18 protein-coding genes and 1 pseudogene are annotated in these 17,329 nt (G+C 40.8%); 11 read left to right on the top strand and 8 right to left on the bottom strand.

Annotated features, from left to right (window positions below):
* Positions 1-332: 332 nt before the first annotated feature.
* The 4 genes from ACERC8_RS00695 to ACERC8_RS00680 form a co-directional block, all read right to left on the bottom strand.
* Positions 333-1,511, bottom strand: a complete 1,179-nt coding sequence (locus ACERC8_RS00695; protein ID WP_373657982.1) for a glycosyltransferase family 4 protein — start codon at positions 1,509-1,511, stop codon at positions 333-335.
* A 7-nt stretch (positions 1,512-1,518) separates the two neighbouring features.
* Positions 1,519-2,232: an adaptor protein MecA gene (locus ACERC8_RS00690; protein WP_373657981.1), complete on the bottom strand. Its 714-nt coding sequence runs from the start codon at positions 2,230-2,232 to the stop codon at positions 1,519-1,521.
* Between the two features lie 555 nt (positions 2,233-2,787).
* Positions 2,788-2,925 (bottom strand): 50S ribosomal protein L34, encoded by a 138-nt coding sequence (rpmH, locus tag ACERC8_RS00685; protein WP_018368178.1) that lies wholly within the window; start codon positions 2,923-2,925, stop codon positions 2,788-2,790.
* Positions 2,926-3,714: 789 nt separating this feature from the next.
* The gene (locus ACERC8_RS00680) at positions 3,715-4,356 is read right to left on the bottom strand and encodes a hypothetical protein (RefSeq protein WP_373657980.1); all 642 of its coding nucleotides are present in this window, start codon (positions 4,354-4,356) and stop codon (positions 3,715-3,717) included.
* A 172-nt stretch (positions 4,357-4,528) separates the two neighbouring features.
* Here ACERC8_RS00680 and ACERC8_RS00675 point away from each other — a divergent pair, with 172 nt between their 5' ends.
* The 4 genes and pseudogenes from ACERC8_RS00675 to xerC all read left to right on the top strand — a co-directional run.
* The gene (locus ACERC8_RS00675) at positions 4,529-4,942 is read left to right on the top strand and encodes a hypothetical protein (protein ID WP_105209103.1); all 414 of its coding nucleotides are present in this window, start codon (positions 4,529-4,531) and stop codon (positions 4,940-4,942) included.
* A gap of 195 nt (positions 4,943-5,137) precedes the next feature.
* Entirely contained in the window at positions 5,138-6,001 is an 864-nt protein-coding gene (locus ACERC8_RS00670) for a hypothetical protein (protein WP_373657978.1), read from the top strand.
* 12 nt (positions 6,002-6,013) lie between these two features.
* Positions 6,014-6,484, top strand: coding sequence for a hypothetical protein (locus ACERC8_RS00665; protein ID WP_373657977.1), 471 nt, complete (start codon positions 6,014-6,016; stop codon positions 6,482-6,484).
* Between the two features lie 152 nt (positions 6,485-6,636).
* Positions 6,637-7,146 (top strand): annotated as a pseudogene (xerC, locus tag ACERC8_RS00660) (tyrosine recombinase XerC); the annotation flags it as partial.
* Between the two features lie 105 nt (positions 7,147-7,251).
* Here the strand turns inward: xerC and rpsI are convergent.
* Both rpsI and rplM read right to left on the bottom strand, forming a co-directional pair.
* On the bottom strand, positions 7,252-7,644 hold the full coding sequence (gene rpsI, locus ACERC8_RS00655; RefSeq protein WP_018369092.1) for a 30S ribosomal protein S9: 393 nt from the start codon (positions 7,642-7,644) through the stop codon (positions 7,252-7,254).
* Between the two features lie 19 nt (positions 7,645-7,663).
* Positions 7,664-8,110, bottom strand: coding sequence for a 50S ribosomal protein L13 (gene rplM / locus ACERC8_RS00650; protein WP_373657976.1), 447 nt, complete (start codon positions 8,108-8,110; stop codon positions 7,664-7,666).
* Between the two features lie 237 nt (positions 8,111-8,347).
* On the opposite strand from rplM, the gene birA reads away from it, so the two are divergent.
* Positions 8,348-9,301 (top strand): bifunctional biotin--[acetyl-CoA-carboxylase] ligase/biotin operon repressor BirA, encoded by a 954-nt coding sequence (birA, locus tag ACERC8_RS00645; RefSeq protein ID WP_373657975.1) that lies wholly within the window; start codon positions 8,348-8,350, stop codon positions 9,299-9,301.
* On the opposite strand, the gene ACERC8_RS00640 is transcribed toward birA, so the two are convergent.
* Complete coding sequence (locus ACERC8_RS00640; protein WP_373657974.1) at positions 9,270-9,455, bottom strand: DUF3272 family protein; 186 nt, start codon at positions 9,453-9,455, stop codon at positions 9,270-9,272. The two genes, birA and ACERC8_RS00640, sit on opposite strands and share 32 nt — an antisense overlap.
* Positions 9,456-9,571: 116 nt before the next feature.
* On the opposite strand from ACERC8_RS00640, the gene mnmE reads away from it, so the two are divergent.
* The 6 genes from mnmE (at position 9,572) to ACERC8_RS00610 (ending at position 16,340) form a co-directional block, all read left to right on the top strand.
* Positions 9,572-10,939 carry a tRNA uridine-5-carboxymethylaminomethyl(34) synthesis GTPase MnmE gene (gene mnmE / locus ACERC8_RS00635; protein WP_373657973.1) on the top strand — a complete coding sequence of 456 codons (1,368 nt, stop codon included), beginning with the start codon at positions 9,572-9,574 and terminating at the stop codon, positions 10,937-10,939.
* A 272-nt stretch (positions 10,940-11,211) separates the two neighbouring features.
* A complete protein-coding gene (gene yajC, locus ACERC8_RS00630; protein ID WP_373657971.1) occupies positions 11,212-11,535 on the top strand; it encodes a preprotein translocase subunit YajC in 324 nt (107 codons plus the stop codon).
* A 114-nt stretch (positions 11,536-11,649) separates the two neighbouring features.
* On the top strand, positions 11,650-12,399 hold the full coding sequence (locus ACERC8_RS00625) for an isoprenyl transferase (RefSeq protein WP_373657970.1): 750 nt from the start codon (positions 11,650-11,652) through the stop codon (positions 12,397-12,399).
* A 12-nt stretch (positions 12,400-12,411) separates the two neighbouring features.
* Complete coding sequence (locus ACERC8_RS00620) at positions 12,412-13,203, top strand: phosphatidate cytidylyltransferase (RefSeq protein ID WP_373657969.1); 792 nt, start codon at positions 12,412-12,414, stop codon at positions 13,201-13,203.
* A gap of 18 nt (positions 13,204-13,221) precedes the next feature.
* Positions 13,222-14,469: an RIP metalloprotease RseP gene (gene rseP / locus ACERC8_RS00615; protein WP_373657968.1), complete on the top strand. Its 1,248-nt coding sequence runs from the start codon at positions 13,222-13,224 to the stop codon at positions 14,467-14,469.
* Between the two features lie 14 nt (positions 14,470-14,483).
* Positions 14,484-16,340, top strand: coding sequence for a proline--tRNA ligase (locus tag ACERC8_RS00610; RefSeq protein ID WP_373657967.1), 1,857 nt, complete (start codon positions 14,484-14,486; stop codon positions 16,338-16,340).
* A gap of 121 nt (positions 16,341-16,461) precedes the next feature.
* Here ACERC8_RS00610 and pflA read toward each other — a convergent pair whose 3' ends face one another.
* On the bottom strand, positions 16,462-17,250 hold the full coding sequence (gene pflA / locus ACERC8_RS00605) for a pyruvate formate-lyase-activating protein (protein ID WP_373657966.1): 789 nt from the start codon (positions 17,248-17,250) through the stop codon (positions 16,462-16,464).
* Between the last annotated feature and the right edge of the window lie 79 nt (positions 17,251-17,329).

Genomic DNA, 17,329 nt, shown 5'->3' with positions numbered 1-17,329 from the left:
ATCATTTTTAACAAGTAGCCAGCGAAACATCCAGCACTGCTAAATGTTCCTATCATCTCATTATAGCACAAGATGACTAAAATCACCAACCATAACTTTTTGATAGGCTAAGGTATCATTCGTAGTATCCTTGTTTTTTTTATACTCATACCAGAGGCGATAATGTTGGTTTTCCGTCAATAGAATAAATCCGTTTATCTTCTGGCACTTAATGCCAATAAAAAATCAACCATAAAGCCCTCACTAGGATTACACACCTAATGAGGGCTGGGCTTAGTTTTCGTATCTGCTGAGTGATGGCAACCCCAGCCTGGGTGTTTGTTCTAGCATCTCTATGGTTTCTTATTTTGACGTTGGCGTTTTTGATGTTTCCTCATGGCTAGCTGTTCTTGTCTAAAATCACTATTGCCGATAAAACGTAACGTTGTCATCAAAGGGGTGCGGTTTTGCCCTAAGATTCGTAAGTTCTCAACCAGCAACTCAACCCCTAATAAGACGCCAAACATGAGTAAAATCCCGCCAAATCGGCTGGAAACATTCAACAAGAGGGAGGCTATTGAAAACAGGAGGGTCAGTCCATAGACGACTAAGACTGCTCCACGATGGGTAAAGCCAAGCACTAACAAACGGTGATGTAGATGCATGCGGTCTGGCTCATAGAATTTTTTGCCCGACAACTGACGGCGAATAATCGCCAGCGCTGTATCAATAATCGGCACACCTAAAATCAAAACCGGTGACACGACAGCAACTGCTGTTGCATTCTTCAACCCCTGCAAGGACAGTACAGCAATCATGAAGCCGATAAACAGGGCACCTGTATCACCCAGATAAATGATGGCCGGGTGATAGTTGTAAGGAAAGAAACCAATAATGGCTGCAATCAGAATAAAGATGGTTAGGGTAAGGTACAAATCACTCTCAAAGAGGAAAAAGTTTGAGACCAAACCGAGCGTCGTTAAGGTAATCATTGACACCCCAGACACTAAGCCATCTAGACCATCTAAAAAGTTGATTGCATTTGTAATGCCAACAATCCAAAAAATGGTTAAAATGAAGGTCAGCCACGGCTCAAACTGCAATAGAGGACCACCAAAAGGAATTTTGAAGCTGTCAAAGCGAAAATCAGTTAAGTGATAAACCAGAATCGCAGCCACAACAATTCCTAACATTTTGTAAATCGCCTTAATTTCATAAATATCATCTATAAAACCTGTTATACCGATAACAAGACCGCCCAAGACAACAGGAAAAATGTAGTCAACATAGGAGGCAAAGCCCTCTTTGATGGGCAAAACCAAGGGCATCAAGAGCAGCGTTGACACCACAAAGGCAAAAATAATGGCTAATCCACCACTGCTTGGCATGGGTTTTTTATTGATACGTCTCGCATTAGGCTGATCAGTTGCACCTACACGCAGGGCTAGGAAACGGACGAGCGGCGTAGCGATTAAGGATAGGAGCAAGGTAGCGATAAGAACGAGGACATATTCTATAGAAAATGATACCATATGATTCTTAGCCCCTTATACTTGCTAACTCTGCGAGGACGTCGCCTTCCCTAAGCGATATTGCGTGCTCCCTCAAGTAAGCTCTAGTCTCAGAGGCTTCAGTCGCATGTTCTAACAATCTCGCATAAATCTGGTGTGGATAAGCTTCTGGCCGGTTTTTGACGTAAATCAATACCGTCAGGCGATACGTGCCTTGAAATTTATATAATTCAGCCGCTTCAACAGGATAGTCAACCATTTTCGCAAATGCGATAACATCTGACAGCTGTTCAAATGACAAGACATAGTGCGTAAAATCTGAAATAATTCCCAGCTCGTCAGCCTCTTCCATGTCTTGTTCCTCAGCTTGAGCTAATCGCTGCAGGGCTTCCGAGTCTCCATTTTCGGAAACTTTTTGCTCGATTTTCTTGAAAATTTCTTCAGGTGTCAGATGAGCTAAATCTTCAAAATTAGACAAATCGGCCATCGAGAAATCTGTCGCAACTTCAGACATGGTGACAAAAATATTCACCTTATCCGGCTTTGGTGTCACCCGAAAACTGAGCATGCCACTTTGCTTAAAGGCATCAGGCAAATCAACTTCTTCTAGCATGGCATAGAAAAATTCTTCCGTTCTTTCTTGCGGCATGATAAAATCAGTTAGTTCCAAGCCCCTATCTTCTAAATCTTTTATACTAATCGTAATTTTAAACGTTGTTTCACTGATTTGCTTTGCTTTCATTTTTCACCTCGCAATCACATCGTCCCTATAGTATACCATATTTTAAGCTAAAAGTCATTTTTAGGATGACAATGCTAAGTACGCATGCAATCCTGACCTCTTTTCGCTTTCTTTTTATTGCCAACATGGAGCTGAGCGATCCGTTCGACAGTTAGCGTCGCTCATGCTGGTCACTAACAAGTCCATATTACCAAGCCTAGTCTCTTTTATAACTGTTCATCAGCGACTTAGCAATTAACTCTGAGATGAGACATCTTGCTGTTGTCTCATTCGCATGCCACATCATATCCCCGCTCGTCCAGTATTCAAGATGTCACCACCATTTTTATGATTGTCAATTTTAGGGTATTTTTCAAAGAAAAACCATTTAATGCTTAAAACTGCTGGCAGAGCTAGAGATAAAACTACCGGGCTAACATCGTTATCATCACTCGCATAAGCTGTCACTACATCGGATAAAAATAGCTAGTTACCTGAAGTTCACTTTATATTTTTTGACTTAAATTCTTCCATCAAAAAACCACCGAACTCGAGTTTTCGGTGGTTTCATCTGTCTTATGCTACCGCTAGAACTTTGCGGCCTTTGCGACGACGAGCTGCTAAAACACGACGTCCATTTTTAGTAGACATACGGTTACGGAAACCGTGTTTACGTGCACGACGGATTTTACTTGGTTGAAAAGTACGTTTCACGATGAATACCTCCTCTAGAATTTTCGTATTCGTTTAGCCGGCTATTGTGATATCAGTTACTAAACATACCTAAATAGTCTACCGTAAAAATCTATTCTTGTCAAGAGAAGTTCTCTATTTTTCACGCCATAAGCCTGAAAAATTTCTTGGGCTATTTTTGTTCCTTGATGTTTTCGAATACTCAGATTCGTTATGTGCTTATAGCATTTAATATTGTTTCCTAATCATTCTGCTAAATAATTATTTCAGAAATAAACACTGTTAATACACCCCCACAGGGGTGATTACAAAGCTGAGTCCTATTACAGTTGGAGAGATTGCCTGCCGATAACTATAAAATTAAATGGTGTGAATTTGGTGTGAAAAGTGGTGTGAACTTTGCTAAAAAAACATTAAAAAACGCCTGATAGTGTGAACCAAAAGGCGTTTGAAACGTTGATATATCGCTGATATTAACGTTTTGAGAATTGTGAAGCTTTACGAGCTTTCTTAAGACCTGGTTTGGCTAATCCAATATCTAAACTAGCTCATATTCCTTTATTTAAGCTATTTGGGGTCTAAATTTTCTTACAAACTTTTAATGAATTTCAAATAGTTTTATCTAAATAGGGCAATTTTACCATAAAATTAAGATAATACGAGTCAGGTATATCAATAATTTGCCCTATTTCCTAAACTGATATGAGTAAATTCAAATACCATCTCTACTCTCAAAAGTAAGGATGGTATTTTAAGTTTTTATTGCGTGACTCCCTTCACACTAAAAAAGGTAAAAGATAAGTTAGTGTATTATTTTGTATTTTTCGCTCCACCATTATGACTATTTGGTCGAACAAACTTAATATTCTTATTATCCTTTATAAACGGTATAGCCACATGATTACCTACAACTTTTTCCATTTGTATAGCAATATCATCATCTGTATTTTGATCAGAGATAATAGGAAGTATAATCATACGTTCATAAAACTTATTCAGGTTTAGAGATAGGATATTTAACAATTCTTTAGCTTTCATTTTGGGTGAAGATTCCAAAGTTTTTTCTATTATATACTCAAGGTATTCAATTGACACACCTTTTTCAAAATATATTTTATTTGCCCAGTCACCGTCTATACTAGATTTTCCAACTTCAATAATATCACCGAAAGAACTAATACCAATAAATACAAAATTAATATTAGAACCATTCGAAGATTCTAACCCAGTTATGTCAGAAAGCTCTTTATTCGTAAAAGCCGTCTTAATATTTCCTCTTATTCCGTTAGGTCCAGTTTTTTCTACCTCATCCCATGCTTCTTTATAAATTGTACAGGAAAAAATTTTATTTTTATCAATATATTCCAATGAATCACTTTCCTTTAAACGTTCAATCAATGCTTCTGAAGTTTTCGCAGAACTCCATATTTGTTGTAATTTATTATCAGACATATATTCTACCACCTTTTAATTATTTTTATACTTTTTCCCAATCAGTATAGAAAAAAAAACAGTTAGATTACAAGCGCTTTTATGATATAATTATAGTAAAAATAATATCTACTTTCACTGTAAATATTAAAAGCCTAAAAATATCTTTTATTAAAACTTGAGAGGAGGAACTATGACTTCAATAACATTTTTAGATAAGCCAAATATCCTAGTTTTTAAAATCAAAGATGATAGCGTAGTAGCTTATAATACTCTTCTAGACTATTCAGAATCTGATTTTGTTTTTCCAGTTCTAGATAAATGGGTTGAGGGAGGTAATGATTTTGAATATATTTTTAGCAATGATGTTCTCGTGATTCCTGACCCTCGTTCTCTTCCAAATCATGAAGAATATAAAGCATACTTTAGTACAGATATGCTGTCAACTTCCACTAATGGTGAATGGTTCGCCTGTTTTGGAATCAGTCAAAAAAATGAAGGGGCAATAATTGCTGGAAATATTCAATTAGACCAGTTGCTTCATCTTAAAAAACATTTTACAATTAAGAATCATAAAAACCAATATCTCCAAATAAAATATCTATAAGATCTTGTTTAAGCACTTCATTCTAAATGAAATGCTATTTTTATATATTGAAAATTGCTTTTTTCATTACAACACATTATTTACTATAGAAAAAAGAAAAAAATTTTTTATTTTTTTAAAAAATAATTGAAATCTACTAAATTTGTGGTATAGTATATGTATAGTGGTGTTAACACATTTTTCAGGAGGATTCCTATGGAAAACAAAAAAATTATTAAATGGCTTAAGTACTGCGATAGTCAAAATATCAAACCGTGGTTATGGGATTTCAAGAATTGTTATTCTGATGATTTATCAACAAATAATCTTTGTAACATTCTAAAATACAAGTCTTATGAATTAAAAAAACCAACTGAATTTTGTGTTACAGGAAAAAGTGGTGAATATGCTGATTGCGATAAAGAAGCATTCTACTTATATCAAATGTTAGGTTGGCAAAATTCAGTAAAAGACATTATTAGAGGGGAAGCGATGAATTCCTTTATTACAACTTTTAACGAAGCTATAAAAGATAGTTCTGATTATGGCACTTTATCAAAAGTATTAGGAATAAAAGAAAAAGAACGCCATATTTCATATTCTACCCTCTATCAAAGTCAAAACTATTTAATGTTTGATAACATTCAAAATAATTTAGATGATTTCCAAAAGTTTGCAACCTTAACCCATACAATTGGAAATTTTACTGTCCTTCCCAGCTGGATGAACACAGGTCGATATTATTTTTCTAGGGACTATTGGGATATAACTTTACTGTCATTACAAGAATGGTTAAATATTTTGTCTCCTGACGCATGGACCAATTTTGTTGAAACATACTACTTACAACCTTACGTTAATACCGAATACAATGTAGAATTATTTTGGGAAGGTCACGATAAAAAAATCCTTCCAAAAAAAGAAAATTATCCAGTTTTTCTTAAAAAAGTCAATGAGCGGATCGAAGAACGTGGCAAGTATATGATTAAACAAATTTGTAATAAACTAAATAAAACAGATTTCAACTTCTATACAGATCTTGAAACAATGGATAGAATTAAATTCTCAAACGAACTTTAGAAAGGAAAATGTATGACTAGGGTATATAAGAGTGTCCGCCTTGCATACGAAGCAAAGGTATGGATAGATGAACTGATTCAAGAAAAAGAACGTAAAATTCAAGAACTAAATAAAGTGGATTTTCTAGAAAAACTTGAAAAAACACTTCTTACCAATCACTACAATGAATTGAATGGTCTTTCATTTAACATCATTCTGAAAGCCTCTATAGGAAGTGTCATAGAAGAATCCTATCGAAATACTAGACACTATCCAATTGACAAATGGCAAAAGCTACGCCAACAGATGGAAGCAGACGTAAAAAATGTTAATCCTAACTTAGAAACCACAGTTACCTCCCGTATTTATTTAGACGAGGATGTACTTGCTGGACTTGATGATTTTCGCTATAATCTGATGAAAGAAGACGGTGCTATTAGACTACCTCGGCTTAGCTATATTATCAAACTTGTTGTATATTCCTACTGGAAAGAACAACACTAATCTAAGCAGTTCAGCTGTTTAGATTTTTATCTCCCTAAAATGTATAGTTGTTGTACTACTCATATCGTTTCAAAAGAAAGAAATAACCTATGTTTAAATTAAAGCAAGTTGCTGACTTAACAAGAAATTACATTATTTCAAGTAACCGATTCACCTATGCTCTGCATTGGAAAAATATTGATTTAGACAAGGCAGAAATTAATCTGAAAAATGCTCTTGATAAATATAAAAACTTGAAATCTACAAAAGGAAACAAGAAAACAATTTTCTCTATCCCTTATTACCTTGTAACACTCCTATCCCAATGGAAAATACAACAAAAACAAGAGTTAGCACAATTTGATATTATGCAAACTCCTGACCAGCTAGTATTTACTTATATCGATACAAAAGGGAATGTCAATAGCCCATTACACGTTGATTATCTGAACAATAAAATGAACTCAGTAAGGAGACGCCATCCACGCTTAAAGCATGCCACACCACATAAACTAAGGCATACAGGTGCTACACTTGCTAGGCAGGCAGGAATGAGCCTAGAAGCCATTTCTGAGGCTCTGACTCATAGCGATACATCAACTACAAAAACCTATGTAAACACCTCGAACGTTGTTCCTCTATCTGCTGGTACTCTCGCCTATCAACATATTCAAAATAAATAGGGTAAATTTAGGGCAACTTTTAGGGCAAACTTTCGTAAAAAGCATAGAAAAAAGCACCTTGCGAAAACTTCGCAAAGTGCTCTGAAACGTTGATATAACTGAATATTAACGTTTTGAGAATTGTGATGCCTTGCGGGCTTTTTTGAGACCTGGTTTCTTACGTTCAACCTTACGAGCGTCACGTGTGAGCAAACCAGCACGTTTCAATGAATCGCGGAAGTCTGGGTCAACTTGCAAGAGGGCGCGAGCGATACCGTGACGGATAGCGCCTGATTGACCTGCATAACCACCACCAACAACGTTAACGAAAACGTCGTATGAACCAGCAGTAGAGGTTACTGCAAATGGTTGGTTAATAACGAGACGCAAGTCTGCGTGTGGGATGTACTCTTCAACGTCTTTTTTATTGACAGTGATTTTACCAGTACCTGGAACGAGGCGAACGCGTGCAACAGCGTTTTTACGACGGCCAGTACCTGCATATTGTGCTTGTGCCATAATGTGTTACTCCTTTCTCTTAGATCAATCCTGAAATGTCAAGAATTTCTGGTTGTTGAGCAGCGTGGTTGTGCTCGCTACCAACAAAGACTTTCAGTTTCATGCCTTGTGCACGTCCAAGAGTGTTGTGTGGCAACATACCTTTCACTGATTTTTCAATCAGGCGCACAGCATTTTTAGAACGCAAATCACCAGCAGAGATAGCCTTCAAACCACCTGGGTGAAGTGAGTGGGTGTAGTAGATTTTGTCAGTTGCTTTTTTACCAGTCAATTTCACTTTTTCAGCATTGATAACGATAACAAAGTCACCAGTGTCTGTGTGTGGTGTGAAAGTTGGCTTGTTTTTGCCGCGAAGAATGCTAGCAACTACCGCAGAAAGGCGTCCAAGAGGTACATCAGTTGCGTCAACAACGTACCATTTGCGTTCAACTTGGCCTGGTTTAGCCATAAATGTTGTTTTGTTCATGGGGTCTCCTATACGAATTCGTTTTTGTTTACAGGTGATGGGTGTTCCGTCCCATCGAAGGTATTTGGAAGGTTCCGGGGCCTTTCAAATGGGGTAAACAATACCGTCTTATATCATACCAAAATAAACTGTTCTTCGTCAAGTCATTTACCTGATTTTTTACAAAAAACACAGCAAAGGTTCCTGAGTCGAAGTTGCTCATTGGTTTTTCGTGGATAAATACGGTATAATAGCTCTATGAAAACCTACGAAATTATGTTTGAGGAACTGATTAAGACAACCGATTTTGTTCGCGGGCAAGATTTGGCTAATCGTTTAGGGCTGTCACGGACAGCTATTTGGAAAGCGATACAAGCGTTGGAACACCAAGGCATCATCATCGAATCGGTTAAAAATAAAGGCTACCGCTGGTTGGCTGGTGACCTGTTATTACCGAGTCGTATCGCGCAAGATTCTGGGTTAACAGTTAGCTATCAGCATGTCAGCCAGTCAACACAGCTGGATGCTCGAATCGGCATTAGTCAAGGGTTGACTGCGCCTAGACTGTACTTGGCTTCCCATCAAACAGCCGCAGTTGGTCGGTTTGGGCGCTCTTTTTTTACCAGTCCACAAGGCGGAATTTACATGTCCCTCCATCTCAAACCCAACCTTAGGCATGCCCAGCTGCCGCCCTACACCATGATGGTTGCAGCCAGTATCGTCAAAGCTATTGACAAGCTCTGTGGTAGGTCTTGTGGGATTAAGTGGGTCAATGATATTTATGTCGGGCAAAAAAAAATAGCTGGTGTGCTAACTGAAGCAATCACATCTGTCGAAACAGGGCTGGTGACCGATGTGATTATTGGTGTTGGTTTAAATTTCCACATCACAGATTTCCCTAACGAACTCAGAGACAGGGCCGGGACACTTTTTACTGAGCAACCGCCAATTTTTCGTTACCAGCTTATTACAGAGATTTTGAACATTTTCCTAAAGAGTGATGAGCAAGAGTTGGTTGCCTATTATAAGGAAAAGTCACTCGTTTTGGGACGTGAGATCGCCTTTTTTGAACAAGGACAAGCTGTGACTGCGACAGCTATTGACCTCACTGATAAAGGAGAACTGGTGGTACAGCTAGCTTCTGGCGAGACAGCTGTCCTACATGGCGGTGAGATTAGTCTCACTTCTTGGGAGGCAAAAGCAAGCGACTGAGGCGGTCAATCATATAAACACGAACCAGGTTGCGCCCTAGTAAAATTCCCCAGAAGAGAGTGAGCAAAAATTGCTCAGCTGATAGGGAAGCAGTAAAGAGAATGGTTTGAATGGCACATGTTAGTGCCATTATGACAAAATGACGAATTGGCATAAGCGTATTATACCATAACTTGACGAGTTTCAGTTGTTCAAAACTTAGCAACGTTGACCACCAGTTTGTCACTAATGACTAGAAATAATCTAAAAGGATTAAACCCGAGGATATTCATGATTACAAAAGAATTTGATACTATTGCAGCCATTTCAACGCCACTTGGTGAAGGAGCCATTGGCATTGTGCGTTTGTCTGGCAGCCAAGCCATCGCTATCGCTGACCAAGTTTTTAGAGGTAAGGCTCTGAAAGTAGTAGCTAGTCATACCCTGACCTACGGTCATATTGTCGAAAAAGATGCCATCATTGATGAAGTGATGGTGGGAGTGATGAGAGCTCCTCGCACCTTTACCCGTGAAGATGTGGTTGAGATTAACACCCACGGCGGTCTGGCGGTGACCAATCAGATTTTACAACTACTGATTAAGCATGGGGCTAGATTAGCCGAACCTGGTGAATTTACCAAACGAGCCTTTCTCAATGGGCGCATTGATCTGACCCAGGCCGAGGCCATCATGGATTTAATTCGTGCCAAGACCGACAAGGCCATGGCGGTGGCCGTCAGTCATTTAGAAGGGTCCCTCAGAGAACTGATTGACAGCACTCGTCAGGAGATTCTAGCCACTCTAGCTCAGGTTGAGGTTAATATCGACTACCCTGAGTACGACGACGTGGAAGAGATGACCACCGCTATTGTGCGTGAGAAAACGGCTGAATTTCAGGCTTTGTTAGAAAACTTGCTCAGAACAGCAAAACGAGGGAAAATTCTCAGAGAAGGCCTAGCTACAGCCATTATCGGGCGCCCCAACGTTGGTAAATCCAGTCTCTTAAACAACCTTCTACGTGAAGACAAGGCCATTGTCACCGATATCGCAGGAACAACGCGGGATGTCATTGAGGAGTATGTCAATATCAAAGGCGTCCCATTGAAGTTGATTGACACGGCAGGCATTCGTGAGACGGATGATGTCGTGGAACAAATTGGGGTTGAGCGTTCCAAAAAAGCCTTAGCTGAGGCTGATTTAGTGCTTCTGGTCCTTAATAGCAGTGAACCTCTCACCGATCAAGATAGGCAGTTATTAGCACTCAGTCAGACCAATAATCGCATCATTCTGCTCAACAAGACCGATTTACCAGAGCAGATTGAGCGCAAAGAACTTCCAGATGATGTGATTGACATTTCGGTATTAGAAAACCGCAACATTGACCAAATTGAAGACCGTATTAACCAACTCTTTTTTGATAAAGCAGGGTTAGTAGAAAAAGATGCGACTTATTTGTCTAATGCCCGTCATATTTCCTTGATTGAAAAAGCCTTGGAGAGCTTGCGTGCGGTCAATGAAGGACTTGAGATGGGTATGCCAGTTGACCTCTTGCAAGTTGATTTGACCCGTTGCTGGGAAATCTTGGGAGAGCTCACTGGCGACGCTGCGCCAGATGAGCTCATTACCCAGCTCTTTAGCCAGTTCTGCTTAGGCAAATAACCCACGGACCGATTGAACAGCCTTTGTACAATAGACTTCTTAAATGTGTCATAACATTCTTTTGTATCTAGATGTCATCCCTAACCCAAAACATTGTAGATAAAGATAAGGTGATTAGATATACAAGGGTCATTAGAGATAGAAAATATATCGTAAAAAAGGTCTCTAAACAACGATTTTCCTGGTTGTTACCCAGCGAGATAAACGGCTTTCTCTTGAAAATTTTTTCTAAAATGTTATAATAGTAGGGTTAATAGAAAAGGAGATTAAAAATGGACCCAATAATTTTAGTAATTTTGATGACTATTTTTTTAGGTTTTAGCTTTTTTATGCAGTACAGACAGCGCAAACAAATGCAAGAGCGCTATGAGCAACTTAAAAAATTATCAAAAGGCGATCAGGTGATTACCATTGGGGGGCTGTATGCAACCATTGACCATGTTGATCCGGATCAAGGCAAGGTTGTTTTAGATGCTGACGGTATCTTTCTGACCTATGAGTTGATCGCTATTAAACATGTTGTAAAAGCTCAATTAGCTGATGGGAGCATTGAAACAACAGAAACAGCAGAAACTGTTGTCGAACATCAAGAGTAGCAAAAGGAACTTTCTAGATTAGTCAGCTAGAAAGTTTTTGTTTGAGTACGGAGTTGTCACAAATGGCTTTTTTTATGGTAAAATGGTCTTATCATACACTAAAATAGGAAACATATGCTTAATTTATTCAACAAAGAGGAAAAACTCGCTGATTTAAAGGTTCCTCATCACATTGGGGTGATTATGGATGGCAATGGCCGCTGGGCTAAAAAGCGGCTTCAGCCTCGAGTCATGGGACACAAGGCAGGTATGGATGCCCTCCAAGCGGTCACCATTGCTGCCTCCAAACTCGGTGTCAAAGTGTTGACGGTCTATGCATTCTCAACAGAAAATTGGTCTCGTCCAGAAGATGAGGTTCGTTTTATCATGAAATTACCGGTGGAGTTTTTTGACAAATACGTGCCCGAACTAAATCGAAATAACGTCCGTATTCAAATTATGGGAGAAACGAATCGCCTACCAAAGGATACTTTAGAAGCTATGGAACGCGCAATCGCTCAAACATCTGAAAATACAGGACTGATTTTAAATTTTGCGCTTAATTACGGTGGACGTGCCGAATTAACCTTAGCCATGCAAGCGATCGCCGAACAGGTTAAAACAGGACAATTAGAACCTTGTGACATCACCGAAACCATCATCAGCCAGCACTTGATGACCGCTAGTTTACCGATGGACTATAGGGACCCAGATTTGATTATCAGAACCAGTGGCGAAGAGCGGTTGAGTAATTTCTTGCCTTGGCAAGCGGCTTATAGTGAATTCTATTTTACCGAGGTGCTTTGGCCTGATTTTAAGGAAGCTGAACTGGAACAAGCGATTAGAGATTATAGTAGTCGTCATCGTCGCTTTGGCGGTATCTAAAGGAGGATGCGTATGCAACAACGTATGATTTATGGAGCGATAGCAGCAGCAATTTTTTTACCGATTTTGATTTTAGGAGGTCTACCATTGCACCTTCTCTTGGGAGGGCTAGCCATGCTTGCTGTCGCAGAGCTCTTCAAAATGAAAGGACTAGAGCCTTTTTCATTCGAAGGTGCTCTAGCTACGTTGGGGGCTTTTGTGCTAACCGTTCCATTGGGACATTATTTCAGTGCCTTACCGTTGCAAGCTAATGTTTCAGCTCTTACAGTCATCGCCTTTATCATCTTAGCTGGTATGGTCTTCACTTTTCCTAACTATCGCTTCGAGGATGCGGCATTTGCGATAGCTGCTAGTTTTTATATGGGTATTGGTTTTCACCATCTGGTACTTGCCCGCTTGGCAGGGATTGAACATGTTTTGTTTGTGCTCTTTATCATTTGGGCAACAGATATTGGGGCGTATATGATTGGCAGTCGATTTGGCAAGCGACGCTTGGCGCCTCAGATTTCACCGAACAAGAGTATTGAAGGCTTTTTAGGCGGTATCTTGTCTGCTATGCTTATTGCCGCCATCTTTATCCTCATTAGAAAAACAGTAACGCCTTATTCTTTGCTAGGAACACTTCCTCTCATCGCACTATTTAGCGCCGTTGCACAGTTCGGGGATTTGGTAGAAAGCGCCATCAAACGCCACTATGGGGTAAAGGACTCTGGTAAGCTGATTCCAGGGCACGGTGGCGTATTTGATCGTTTTGATAGTGTCATTTTTGTCTTACCCTTGATGCACTTCTTTGGCTTATTTTAACTTAGAAAAGAGGCGATTATGCAAGGTCTAATAACCTTTATTGCTATTTTTGGTATTTTAGTGATTATCCATGAGTTCGGACACTTTTACTTTGCCAAACGTGCTGGCATCCTTGTCCGTGAATTTGCAGTTGGCATGGGACCTAAGATTTTCTCTCATACAGCGGCTGATGGCACATTATATACTCTGCGTCTGTTGCCATTAGGTGGTTATGTCCGTATGGCTGGCTGGGGGGAAGATAAGACAGAGATTAGAACTGGACACTCTGCCAGCCTATCTTTCAATGAAAAAGGTCTAGTTAGTCGGATCAATTTGTCTGACCGTGTGGTTGATCAAACAGCTCTTCCGATTGCCATCACCAGTTATGACCTTGAAGACAGTCTCGAAGTGATGGGATTAGTTGCCGGTGAATCCAAGAGCTATGCTGTTGACCAAAACGCGACCATCATCGAAGAAGATGGCACTGAGGTGCGGATAGCGCCACTCGACGTCCAATATCAGAACGCCAGTGTCTGGGGACGCTTGATGACTAACTTTGCTGGTCCTATGAACAACTTTATCTTAGGTATAGTTGTATTTACCTTGATTGCTTTTTTACAAGGTGGCGTCAGAGATTATACGTCAAATACCTTTCTAGTAGCGGACAATGGACCCTTGTCGCAAGCAGGTTTATCTGGTCAGGTCACAATTTACCAAATCAATCATCAGCCTGTGACGGATTGGGAAAGCCTGAGTCAAGCGGTACAGGCAGGCGGCTCTACCATAGTTCTGGAATTATCAGATGGAGATGGAATCCGCAAAAAAGAAGTAACTATCACGCCGAAACAAGAAGATGACCGCTACCTCATTGGGGTATCCCCTGCCCTCAAAACAGGGTTTTGGGATAAGCTAAAAGGTGGATTTGCCATGGCTTGGGAGAGTGCCTTCGCTATTGCAACAGCGCTAAAAAATCTCATTTTGAAGCCTGATGTGACAAAACTCGGTGGACCAATAGCCATTTACCAAATGAGCAGTTCAGCTGCCAAAGAAGGTCTGCTTTCTGTGTTGACGCTGATGGCTATGCTCTCTATGAACTTAGGTATTTTCAACCTCTTGCCTATACCTGCACTTGACGGCGGGAAAATCTTGCTTAACATCATTGAAGCCATTCGTAAGAAGCCTCTCAAGCAAGAAACAGAAGGCTATATTACTCTGGCAGGGGTCGCACTGATGCTCCTGTTAACCATTGCGGTCACCTGGAACGATATTGTCCGCACTTTTTTCTAAGAAAGGAATAACTCATGAAACAAAGTAAGTTATTGATTCCAACCTTGCGTGAGATGCCAAGCGATGCACAAGTCATCAGCCATGCCCTGCTTGTGCGAGCTGGCTATGTCCGCCAAGTCTCCGCTGGGATTTACGCCTACCTGCCTCTGGCCAATCGTGTCATCGAAAAAGCCAAACAAATCATGCGCGAAGAGTTCGAAAAAATAGATGCTGTCGAAATGTTAGCGCCTGCTCTTCTAACTGCTGACCTCTGGCGGGAATCTGGACGTTATGAAACCTACGGAGCTGACCTTTACAAACTTAAAAACCGTGATCAGTCTGATTTTATCCTAGGTCCGACCCACGAAGAAACCTTCACCATGCTGGTACGTGATGCCATCAACTCTTACAAGCAATTACCACTCAACCTCTACCAAATTCAACCCAAATACCGTGACGAAAAACGTCCTCGAAATGGTCTTCTGCGTACCCGTGAGTTCATCATGAAAGATGCCTACAGCTTCCACCAAAACTATGATAGTCTGGATGTGACTTACGAAGATTACCGTAAGGCTTATGAGGCGGTTTTCACACGAGCTGGTCTCGAGTTTAAAGCCATCATCGGTGATGGTGGAGCCATGGGTGGTAAGGACAGCCAGGAGTTCATGGCTATTACCCCTGACCGCACAGACCTTGGTCGCTGGCTAGTTTTAGATAAGTCGATTCCATCAATTGAGGAGATTCCAGAAGACGTTCTAACTGACATCAAGGCAGAGCTGACCAAATGGATGGTCTCTGGTGAGGATACGGTCGTTTATTCTGACCAATCCAGCTATGCTGCTAACCTTGAGATGGCAACGGATTTCTACCAGCCAAAACAAAAAGTGGTCACCCAAGAAGAGTTGACCAAGATTGAAACACCAAATTGCAAAACCATTGATGGAGTGGCAAGCTTCCTATCTGTTGAGGACACGCAGACCATCAAGACCCTGCTCTTCATGGCTGATGACAAACCAGTGGTCGCACTTCTTGTCGGCAATGACCAAGTCAACGACGTCAAACTAAAAAACCACCTCGGCGTGGCTTTCTTGGAGCCTGCAACAGAAGAACAGGCAGAACAATTCCTTGGTGCTAACTTTGGCTCACTAGGACCTGTTGGTCTGCCTGAGGACATCCAAATCATCGCCGATCGCAAAGTACAGGACTTGGCTAACGCTGTTGCAGGAGCTAATAGCAATGGCTACCATTATACAGGCGTTAACCCAGGTCGTGACTTCACTGCTGATTATACCGACATCCGTGAGGTACGCGAGGGTGAGCTCTCGCCTGATGGTCAAGGTACCCTACACTTTGCTCGCGGTATCGAAATTGGACACATTTTCAAACTTGGTACACGCTACTCAGCTAGCATGGGCGCTGAGGTTTTGGATGAAAATGGCAAAGCAGTCGAGATGGTGATGGGATCCTACGGTATCGGTGTAAGCCGTCTCTTATCAGCTGTTATTGAACAACACGCTCGGCTATTTGTCAACAAAACACCAAAAGGTGACTACCGCTACGCTTGGGGCATCAACTTCCCAGAAGAGCTTGCACCTTACGATGTTCACTTGATTACCGTCAATGTCAAAGACGAGGCTTCTCAACATCTCACAACTCAAATCGAAAAGGACCTGCAAATGGCAGGCTATGAGGTCTTGACAGACGACCGAAACGAACGTGTCGGCTCTAAGTTCTCTGACAGTGACCTCATCGGACTGCCGATTCGTGTCACCGTTGGTAAAAAAGCCAGCGAAGGCATTGTTGAAGTCAAAATCAAAGCCACAGGCGATAGCATTGAAGTCCATGCCGAAAACCTGTTGGAAACATTGACGATTTTAACAGCGAAGAAATAGTTAAGACACAAAAAACCTACCCCACTAGTTGAAAAGCTAGCGAAGGTAGGTTTTTACTTTAAGTCAAATCAGCTCTAAAGCTCACCGACTAATAGACAAGAGCTGAGATTTAGTGAGGGTATCAGCTCTGAACCCGTTTCATGTAATCTTGATAACTTTCTGTCTTCATCAAGTTTTTAGCATTTTGCACTCGTTCCTTGGTTGGAGGTTTAACTCCCGCCAGCGGATAAGGAATACCAAGCTGTCGCCACTTAAACTCACCCATGGTATGGTAGGGGAGAACCTCAAAACGGTTAACATTTGAGAGAGTTTCAACAAACCTGCCCAATGCAATCAAATCCTCATCAATATCGGTTAAGCCAGGCACTAGCACGTGGCGAATCCAGACGGGAACCCCTTTTTCAGAGAGGTATTTGGCACAAGCAATGATATTGCGGTTGGACTGACTGGTGACTAGTTTATGCCGCTCATTTTCAATGGCTTTGATATCTAGTAACACCAAATCGGTAACGGCGAGAAGTTTGTCAAAGATGGCATGGTACTCTGGTTTATCGCGAAATGGCAGAGCACAAGTATCCAGTGTACAGTGGATGCCTAATTTTTTAGCTTCTGTAAAGAGGGCTGTCACGAACTCAATCTGAAGCAAGGCTTCACCACCAGAGACCGTTATCCCACCTTCCTTGCCCCAAAAACCACGATAACGTAAAGCTTCTTTTAGCACATCAGCAACTGTTCGCTCACGAGAGTTGTTGGTTTCCATTTCCCAAGTATCGGGATTATGGCAATACTGGCAGCGCATCTTGCACCCCTGCATAAAGACGATGAAACGAACACCAGGTCCATCAACTGTTCCAAAACTCTCTGTCGAATGAATCATCCCCGTTACTTGGCTGTAATCAATATCAGTCATCGCACACCTCTGAAAACGTTTTATAGCCTTATTATAACAGATTTTTAGAAAAATAGAAAGACTTGTGAGAGAATTCTCA

It is taken from the genome of Streptococcus sp. E29BA (assembly GCF_041807805.1).
Classification (GTDB): Bacteria; Bacillota; Bacilli; order Lactobacillales; family Streptococcaceae; genus Streptococcus; species Streptococcus entericus.
Note: the sequence above shows the minus strand (reverse complement) of the source record. Positions and strands in the feature narration are given on the sequence as shown.